The sequence below is a fragment of the Micromonospora sp. KC606 genome (assembly GCF_004348675.1).
Classification (GTDB): Bacteria; Actinomycetota; Actinomycetes; order Mycobacteriales; family Micromonosporaceae; genus Micromonospora.
This window is the reverse complement of sequence record NZ_SMKN01000257.1, coordinates 1-7,819: the sequence shown is the minus strand read 5'-3', so window position 1 is coordinate 7,819 and position 7,819 is coordinate 1. Positions and strand designations below refer to the sequence as shown.

Here is a 7,819-nt window from a genome sequence, read left to right as displayed (position 1 = left end):
GCCCGGTGGGGGTGGGCGCGGTGGGCTCGGTCGGGCGCAGGGCACGCAGGCCGCCCCCGGTGCCGCTGATGCCGGTCAGCTCGGCGACCGGCTCACCCCGGCGGGCGGCGGCCCGCCGGCCGGATGCCGCAGACGGTGCGCTGGTGCGGGCGGCGAGCGCGCTGACCAGGGCCTCGCAGCCGGCGTCACAGGCACGCACCGCGGCCACCGCCTGCCGGACGGTCTCGGCCACGGCGGCGGTGAGCGCCCGGTTGACAGTCGCGCGCCGGGGCGTCTCGGAGACGGCCACCCGCAGCGCGGTCACCGCGGCGTCGATCTCGTCGGGCTCGGCCACCCCGTCGGCGACCAGGTGTGCCGCGACCGCGTCGGCCGCGACGGAGACCTCACGGCCCTGGGTGGTCGTGCCGGTGAGCATGCCGGGCTCGGGAAGGGCGTCCAGGACGGCCAGCGGCACCGGCTCGGCCGGGTCCGGGTACGCCCGCAGGGCGGCCGGGTAGAGCTCGCGGAGCACCTCGCGCAGCGCAACGGCGGCCGAGTGACGGCCGCTGGAGAGGGCGCCGTGCGCCGACAGGACCTGCTTGAAGCCGGCCAGATCCCGAGGCGCCGGCAGGGTGACGGCCGAGAGGGCGCCGGCCTGGAGGGCGCGGGCCAGGCCCACCGCTCGTCGCTCAGCCGGCGGGGACTGCATCTCCTCCAGGGAGTCGTCGTCGGCGAAACGCTCGGCGAAGTCGTCGACCGAGTCGTCGTCGGCGATCGCGAGTGGACGCCCTGCGGCGCTCAACAGCGAGGTAACCGTGTGGTCGTCGCTGTCGGCCGCGATCGCCGCGCCGCTCAGCCCGCCCGACCGCTCCACGAGCAGCGTGACCAGTTGGGCGTAGCCCGCCGGGTCGTCGCTGATCTCGCAGACGTGCAGCAGACGGCCCGCGTCGTCGACCACAGCGGACGTCAGCGCCGATCCGGTCGATGCCGGTCGGTCGGCCGGATCCGCCGAGGCCAGACCGCAGTACACGCGCACGAGCGCCACGGCGTCGTCCTCCTCCCGGGACACAGGTCTTCTTCTGCCAGAGACTGATGCTCCCTGGTCGAGGTCAGTCGCGCCAGTCCACTACGGCAGAGATCTTGCCGACAATGGTGCGCCAGCCCAGGCTGGCGGTCTGCGCTCCGACTTTCTTCAGCCGTCGGCGGCCGAAGAATCCTCCGATCCCACCATTGACAGACGCCCGCAACGCCTCGTCGAGGTCGTCGAGGCTGGAGCCGGCGGAGAGCATGTCCAACACCGCCGGCAGCCGCAGCGCGTACGCCAGGTCACGGGCCACCTCGCCGGCCTCGATCAGCAGCGTGGAGTCCCAGGTGTCGTGCCCGCCACGCAGGTTCTCCACAACCAGGTCCAGCTCGTACGTGTCCTCGTCGAGCGGCGCGATGTCGGCCGGCTCCACCCGTTCGGCCAGTTCGTTCCAGCTGTCCAGTTGGGACATGTCGTTCGGCGCGCCGGACCGGACGAAACTGACCAGGGCTTCGGGGGTCTTGAAGAGCAGCAGCCGGCCCTTGTGGGTCAGGAAGAGCGGCACCTCCTCGTCGCCGGCCGCGTCGTCGTCCTCGTCCTCGGGGTCCTCGGAGTCGGCGTCGGCGTCGGCCTTGCGGCCCTCGTCCTTCCGCTCGTCCTTCTCGTCCTCCTCGGCGGTGAGGGCGGCGAACTCCTCGTCGAGGATCACCACCTCCTCGTCGTCCTCGTCGGTCTCGACGACCTGGCGACGGGCCAGGAAGGGGTCGTCCTCGTCGCGCTCGGCGACGTCGGTGGGGGTCAGCTCCCGCGCCGGCCGGTAGGCCCGCAGGGTGAAGCCGGTGCCGGCGGGGAGGGCGATCTCGACCGGGTCGATCCGCAGCTCGTCCCAGAGGGAGCGGTCGACCGTGCCGGGCTCCGCTTCGGGCTCGACCGGCCCGTCGGTGGCGTCGAGCTCGGGCTCGTCGGCGTCGGGCCGTTGGGGCGACTGGCGGACCACGCTGACCTCCGTGTGCGTCGGGTTGCCCACTCGCCGGCGTTCTTCGCCGACCAGTGACTCTGGGCACATACCCTAGTGGTCCGTCCGGCGGGCGCGGAGCCCGCACCCCGCTGGCGGTCCCGAGGATCGACAAGTAGCCTAACTACGCATGAAGGCCCAGTCGCTGCACGGACACCTCGACGCGCTGCTGCTGGCGGTGCTGGAGCAGGGCGCCCTACACGGGTACGCCATCATCGAGGCGCTGCGGGCGCGCAGCGACGGCAGCCTGGATCTACCCACCGGCACCATCTATCCCGCGTTGCGGCGGATGGAGCGGGCCGGGCACGTAATCAGCTCCTGGAGCACCGTCAACGGTCGCGAGCGGCGCACCTACGAGCTGACCGACTCCGGCCGTCGGGCGCTGGTCGGGGAGCGGGACGGCTGGCGTGAGTTCAGCGCCATCGTCGGCCGTTTCCTCGGCCCCGGAACCCCGCCGTCGGCTTCCGTCTGACCGCCGCCGTTCGGCCGGGGCGGTGACGGCCGAGGCCGGTCCCGGGCCACCTTCGTGGGCGAGCGCCCGGGTCGTCGCGGGTCAGCCGGTGGCGGCCAGCCAGGAACGGGCCGCCCGGGCCAGCGAGAAGTAGGCGGCGCCGACCAGCATCGCCCCGATGATCATCGGGGGCCAGGTCAGCGCGGCGTCCCACAACCGGACCGACCAGGTGAACAGGCCGACCCCGGTGAGGAGACCCGCCGCCAGCGCCCCGGTGAGCCCCAGCCCGACCAGCCGACCCAGGGTGATCGGGCCGCTCCCGCTCCGACGGGCCGACCATCGCCCGACGGCCAGGGCGGCCAGCGAGAACCCGGCGACGGCCAGCCAGACGACGTTCACCGAGGCGGAGAGGAACTGGTAGCTCTCGGGCGGCGGGGGCCCGTCGCTCCAGCTCGACCCCTGCCAGGTGAGATCGCCCGTAGCGATGAGGACCGCGGCCACCACCAGGGCCCGCACCGACAGGCCGCGCAGCGCCGCCGCGCCCAGTTCCGCCTGGTAGGCCGGGGCGAGCTGAGCCGGGGTGCCGAACTCGGCCACCGCGCGCCGGGCAGCCTCCGCCGGCGCCACCCCACCCTCCCGGTACGCCTCGGTGGCGTCGGTCAGCGCGTGCCGCAGCTCGATGAGTAGTTCCGCCTTGAGCCGGGCGGGGCCGCGCAGCCGGCCGTCCAGCTCGCGCAGCCGTTCCTCCAGGACGCCTTCCGATCCCCGCACGGATTCCACCCTGCCACGGGCGGCACCGGGCCGCGTCGGGGAGATTCCCTGAACCCGGGCGGCTGCTCAGGGGGTCAGGGCCAGGTAGCCCCGCTCGGCGGCCTCCTGGAGCAGCCACTGGTCCCGGTACCAGCCGGGGGCGGCCACCAGTTCGGCGTGCCGGCCGCGCTGGATGACCCGCCCGGCGTCCAGCACCACGATCTCGTCCAGTCCGTCGAGGCCGCTGAGCCGGTGGCTGATCAGCAGCACCGAGTGCCCGGTCGGGGTGGCGGTCAGCGCCGAGGCGAGCACCGCGTCGGCGGCGGCCGGGTCCAGCCCTTCGGTCGGCTCGTCGAGCACCAGCACGGGCGGGGCGGCGAGCAGGGCCCGGGCCAGGGCGAGGCGCTGCCGTTGCCCGCCGGAGAGCTGGCCGCCCTCCTCGCCGACGATGGTGTCCCAGCCGTCGGGCTGGTCGCGTACCCAGTCGTGCAGACCGGCCGCGCCGGTGGCGGCGGTCATCTCGTCCTCGCCCGCGTCGGGCCGGCCGAGCAGCAGGTTCTCCCGGACCGAGGCGTGGAAGACGTACGCCTCGGCGAGCAGCCCGCCGACGGCGCGGGGCAGCTCGTCGGCCGGGTACGCCGAAAGGTCGTGCCCGTCCAGGGTGACCCGGCCGGCGTCGGGGCGTACCGTGCCGGTGAGCACCGCGGCGAGGGTGCTCTTGCCGGCGCCGCTCGGGCCCACCACCGCCACCCGGCGGCCGGCGGACAGGTCCAGGTCCAGCCCGTCCAGGGCGGGCGCGGCACCCGTTCGGTACCGGACGACGACCCCGTCGAAGCGCACGTCGTGGGTCGCTCCGCCGATGACGGGCCGGCCCGGCGCGGTGTCGCCGCCGCCTGCCCGGGCGTCAACCGTGCCGGCGGGGGCCGTGCCCTCCGGCGCGGGGGTGGGCTCGGCGAGCAGCTCCGCGACCCGGGCGAGGCCGGCGCGGAGCTGGGTCCGCTGCCGGGCCGCCCCGACCAGGGCCAGTGCGATCTCCACGGCGGCCAGACTTCCCACCGCGAGTACGCCGACCAGCACCCCGCCCGCCCCGGCGCGCAGCGCGACCAGCACCACGCCGCCGGCGGTCAGGCCGGCGACCAGCACCCCCGCCGCGTCGACCGCGAAGCCGGTCGCGGCGAGCCGTCGTTCCAGCCGGGCCAGCCGACCGGCGCGGTCGGTGGCGGTGCGCAGCGCCTGCCCGGTGGCGCCGAAGGCGGCCAGGTCGGCCGCACCGTGGGTGAGGTCCACCGCGTCGGTGGCGAGCGCGCCGCGCAGCGGCGCCACCTCGTCGGCGGCGCGGCGGGTCAGCGCGGTGGCCGACGCGGGCAGCGCCACCCCGGCGACGAGCAGGCCGACCGCGAGCACCCCGGCGGCGGGAAGGGAGACCAGCGCGGCCCCGCCGACCGCCAGCAGGCCGACCAACGCCGCGGCGGCACCGGGTACGAGCACCCGCAGGAGCAGGTCCTGGACGGCCTCCACGTCGGAGACGAGCCGGCTCAGCGCGTCCCCGGTCCGGTGCCCGGCCGGGCCCCGGCGGGCGGCGAGGGTGGCGAAGACCCGGGCCCGCACGTCGGTGATCATCCGGAGCACGGCGTCGTGGCCGGCGAGGCGTTCGGTGTAGCGGAACACTCCCCGGCCGATCGCCAGCGCCCGGACGGCGACGATGGCGACGGTGAGCCGGTCCAGCGGCGGCCGGCCGGCGGCGCTCATCAGCAGCCAGGTGGCGGTGGCCATCAGCGCCAGTCCGGCGGTCTCGGTGGCCGCGGCGAGCAGCCCGGCGCCGACCAGCCGGCGCAGGTACGGCCGGGCCAGTCGCAACACGACCCGTTCCGCGGACCCGGTGCTCATCGGGCCGCCTCGGTGGCCGGGGTCAGCTCGGTGACCCGACCGGCCTGCACCCGCAGGATCCGGTCGGCGTCCGCCAGCAGCGCCGGCCGGTGCGCGACCAGCAGCGCCGTACGTCCCCGGACCAGCCGCCGGGTCGCCGCCAGCACCACCGCCTCGCTGGCGGTGTCCAGCCGGGCGGTGGGCTCGTCGAGCAGCACCAGCGGGGTGTCCCGGAGGAAGGCCCGGGCCAGCGCCACCCGCTGCCGCTGCCCACTGGACAGGCCGTGGCCGCGCTCGCCGAGGACGGTCGCCAGCCCGTCGGGCAGAGCGGCGACGACATCGTCCAGCGCCGCGTCGGCGACTGCCGTGGCGAGCGCCGCGTCGGCGGTGTCGGGGGCGCCGAGCCGGATGTTGTCGGCCAGCGAGGCGGCGAAGAGGTGGGCGCGCTGCGGCACCCAGGCCACCTGCCGCCGCCAGTCGTCGAGGTCGACGTGGGCGAGGTCGACACCGTCGACGACGACCCGGCCGGCGGTGGGGGTGACGAAGCCGAGCAGCAGGGCGAGCAGGGTGCTCTTGCCGGCGCCACTGGGGCCGACGACGGCGATCCGTTCACCGGGACGCACGGTCAGCGTGACGTCCCGCAGCGCGGTGGTCCGTTCGTACGCGACGGTGACGTTCTCGAACCGGATCTCGCCGCTGCCGGGCGGGGCCGCGCAGGATGTGGCGGCGGGGGCGTCGGGCACGGCGGTGGCCGGGGCGGCCGAGACGGTCAGCGCCTCGTCCAGGGCGGTCAGTCCCTCCATGCTGGCGTGGAACCGGCTGCCGGCCGCCCGCAGCGGCAGGTACGCCTCCGGCGTGAGCAGCAGCACCAGCAGCGCGGTGGAGAGGGCGATCCCGCCACCCAGTAGCCGGATGCCGACCGGCACCGCGACCAGCGCCACCGAGAGGGTGGCGACCAGTTCCAGGACCAGCGCGGAGAGGAAGGCGATGCGCAGCGTCCGCATGGTGGCGACCCGGTGGCCGTCGGCCATCCGGCGCACCACGTCGGTCTGCGCCCGGGCCCGCCCGAACACCCGCAGCGTGGGCAGCCCGGCGACCATGTCGAGGAAGTGCCCGCCGAGCATCGACAGCCGTCGCCACTGCCGTTCGGTGGCGGCCTGGGCCTGCCAGCCGAGCAGCGCGCCGAAGACCGGGATCAGCGGGAGGGTCAGCGCGATGATCAGGGCCGAGCCCCAGTCGGCGAAGACCAGCCGGGCCAGCACGGCCAGCGGCACGGTCACGCTGAGCACGAGCTGGGGGAGGTAGCCGGTGAAGTAGGCGTCGAGCGCGTCCAGGCCGCGCCCGGTGAGGGTGGCGAGCTGCCCGGCCCGCTGCCCGGCGACCCAGCCGGGCCCGTGCCGGCCGACGGCGGCGAGCAGGTCAGCCCGCAGCGTCGCCTTCACGGTGGCGGCGGCCCGCGCCGCGACGGCGCCCTGCGCCCAGGCGACCAGCGCCCGCCCGCCGACGGCGGCGACGAAGCCGGCCAACGCCACGGTCTCCAGCCGGCGATCGAAGGCGGTGGCCAGCAGCGTGGCCAGGGCGGTGGCCTGCCCCACGACCAGCAGCGCCGTGAGCCCGCCGAGCACCGCGAGCACGGCGAGGTCGCGTCGGGCCGCGGGGACCCGGCGCAGCAGACGCGGGTCGAAGGGACGGCGGTTCACCAGTACACCGGTGCCCTGCCGTCGGTCCGTCCCCGGAAAACCCACCAGCACATCGCCTGGAAGCCTAGTAGGGCCGGAACAAGGGGCAGCGCGAGCCAGCCCAGCAGTCGCAGCGTCGGCCCGCTCGCCGCCGCCTCGGCGACGGTCAAGGTGGCCGCCGGGTCGACGGTGGAGACCAGCACGGCGGGCCAGAGGGCCGCGCCGACCAGCACCACCGGCAGCGCCAGCGCCGCGCTGGTGGCGGCGAAGGCCACCCCGGGCCGCCGTCGGGCGAGCGCCGCCCGCGCCAGCAACAGCGCCGCGACCAGCGCCGACGAGAGCAGTACGGCCGCCGCCGGCTGCTGCGTCGCCGCGCGTACCCGGTCGGAGAGCAGGCCCAGCGCGGTGGCCGCACCGACCGCCGCGACCGCCACCGGGATCAGCCGCCCGGCCAGCCGGCCGAGGGCGTCGGCGTCGGCGGCCGGCAGACGCAGCGTGAGGAACGTCGCACCGTGCGCCGCGACCAGCGCGAGCATCGCCAGCCCGGCGGCGGCGGCGAACGGGGTGGCCAGGTGGGTCACCCCGGCGACGTGGCCGTCGTCGCGCAGGGGTACGCCCTGCAGCAGCCCGCCGAGCAACGCGCCCCAGCCGAGCGCGGCGAGCGCGCTGCCGGCGACCACCACCCGGTCCCAGCACGCACGGGCGACCGCGCCCCGGGGACGGCTGCGCAACTGCACGCCGACGGTCACCAGGATCACCCCGACCAGTGCCCCGACCACGACCGGGTAGAAGCCGGAGAGCAGTTCGCCCTCCAGGGTGGGAAAGGCGCCGAAGAGGATGCCGACGAAGGCCACCAGCCAGACCTCGTTGCCGAGGAAGAACGGGCCGAGCGCGGTGAGGCCGGCCCGGCGGTCGGCGGGCCCGCCCCGGGCGAGCAGCAGGCCGACGCCGTAGTCGTAGCCGCCGAGGGCGAGGTAGGTGGCGAAGAAGAGGCCGAGCAGGGCGTACCAGGCGAGGTCCACGGTGGTCTCCGTCAGGCGAGGGCGGGTACGGGG

5 protein-coding genes and 2 pseudogenes are annotated in these 7,819 nt (G+C 76.0%); 1 reads left to right on the top strand and 6 read right to left on the bottom strand.

Annotated elements, in window-relative coordinates:
• Window positions 1-1,048 (bottom strand): annotated as a pseudogene (locus E1193_RS28365) (transposase); the annotation flags it as partial.
• A 40-nt stretch (window positions 1,049-1,088) separates the two neighbouring features.
• Entirely contained in the window at window positions 1,089-2,030 is a 942-nt protein-coding gene (locus E1193_RS28360) for a DNA primase (protein ID WP_132186237.1), read from the bottom strand.
• A 118-nt stretch (window positions 2,031-2,148) separates the two neighbouring features.
• On the opposite strand from E1193_RS28360, the gene E1193_RS28355 reads away from it, so the two are divergent.
• Window positions 2,149-2,490: a helix-turn-helix transcriptional regulator gene (locus tag E1193_RS28355; protein WP_132186236.1), complete on the top strand. Its 342-nt coding sequence runs from the start codon at window positions 2,149-2,151 to the stop codon at window positions 2,488-2,490.
• 81 nt (window positions 2,491-2,571) lie between these two features.
• On the opposite strand, the gene E1193_RS33885 is transcribed toward E1193_RS28355, so the two are convergent.
• The 4 genes and pseudogenes from E1193_RS33885 to E1193_RS28335 form a co-directional block, all read right to left on the bottom strand.
• On the bottom strand, window positions 2,572-3,240 hold the full coding sequence (locus tag E1193_RS33885; protein ID WP_132186235.1) for a permease prefix domain 1-containing protein: 669 nt from the start codon (window positions 3,238-3,240) through the stop codon (window positions 2,572-2,574).
• 66 nt (window positions 3,241-3,306) lie between these two features.
• Window positions 3,307-5,100 (bottom strand): annotated as a pseudogene (cydC, locus tag E1193_RS28345) (thiol reductant ABC exporter subunit CydC); the annotation flags it as partial.
• Window positions 5,101-5,102: 2 nt separating this feature from the next.
• On the bottom strand, window positions 5,103-6,785 hold the full coding sequence (cydD, locus tag E1193_RS28340; RefSeq protein WP_132186233.1) for a thiol reductant ABC exporter subunit CydD: 1,683 nt from the start codon (window positions 6,783-6,785) through the stop codon (window positions 5,103-5,105).
• Window positions 6,782-7,819: cytochrome d ubiquinol oxidase subunit II (locus E1193_RS28335; RefSeq protein WP_243707948.1), on the bottom strand; the 1,038-nt coding region annotated here is incomplete at its 5' end. The genes cydD and E1193_RS28335, both read right to left, overlap by 4 nt.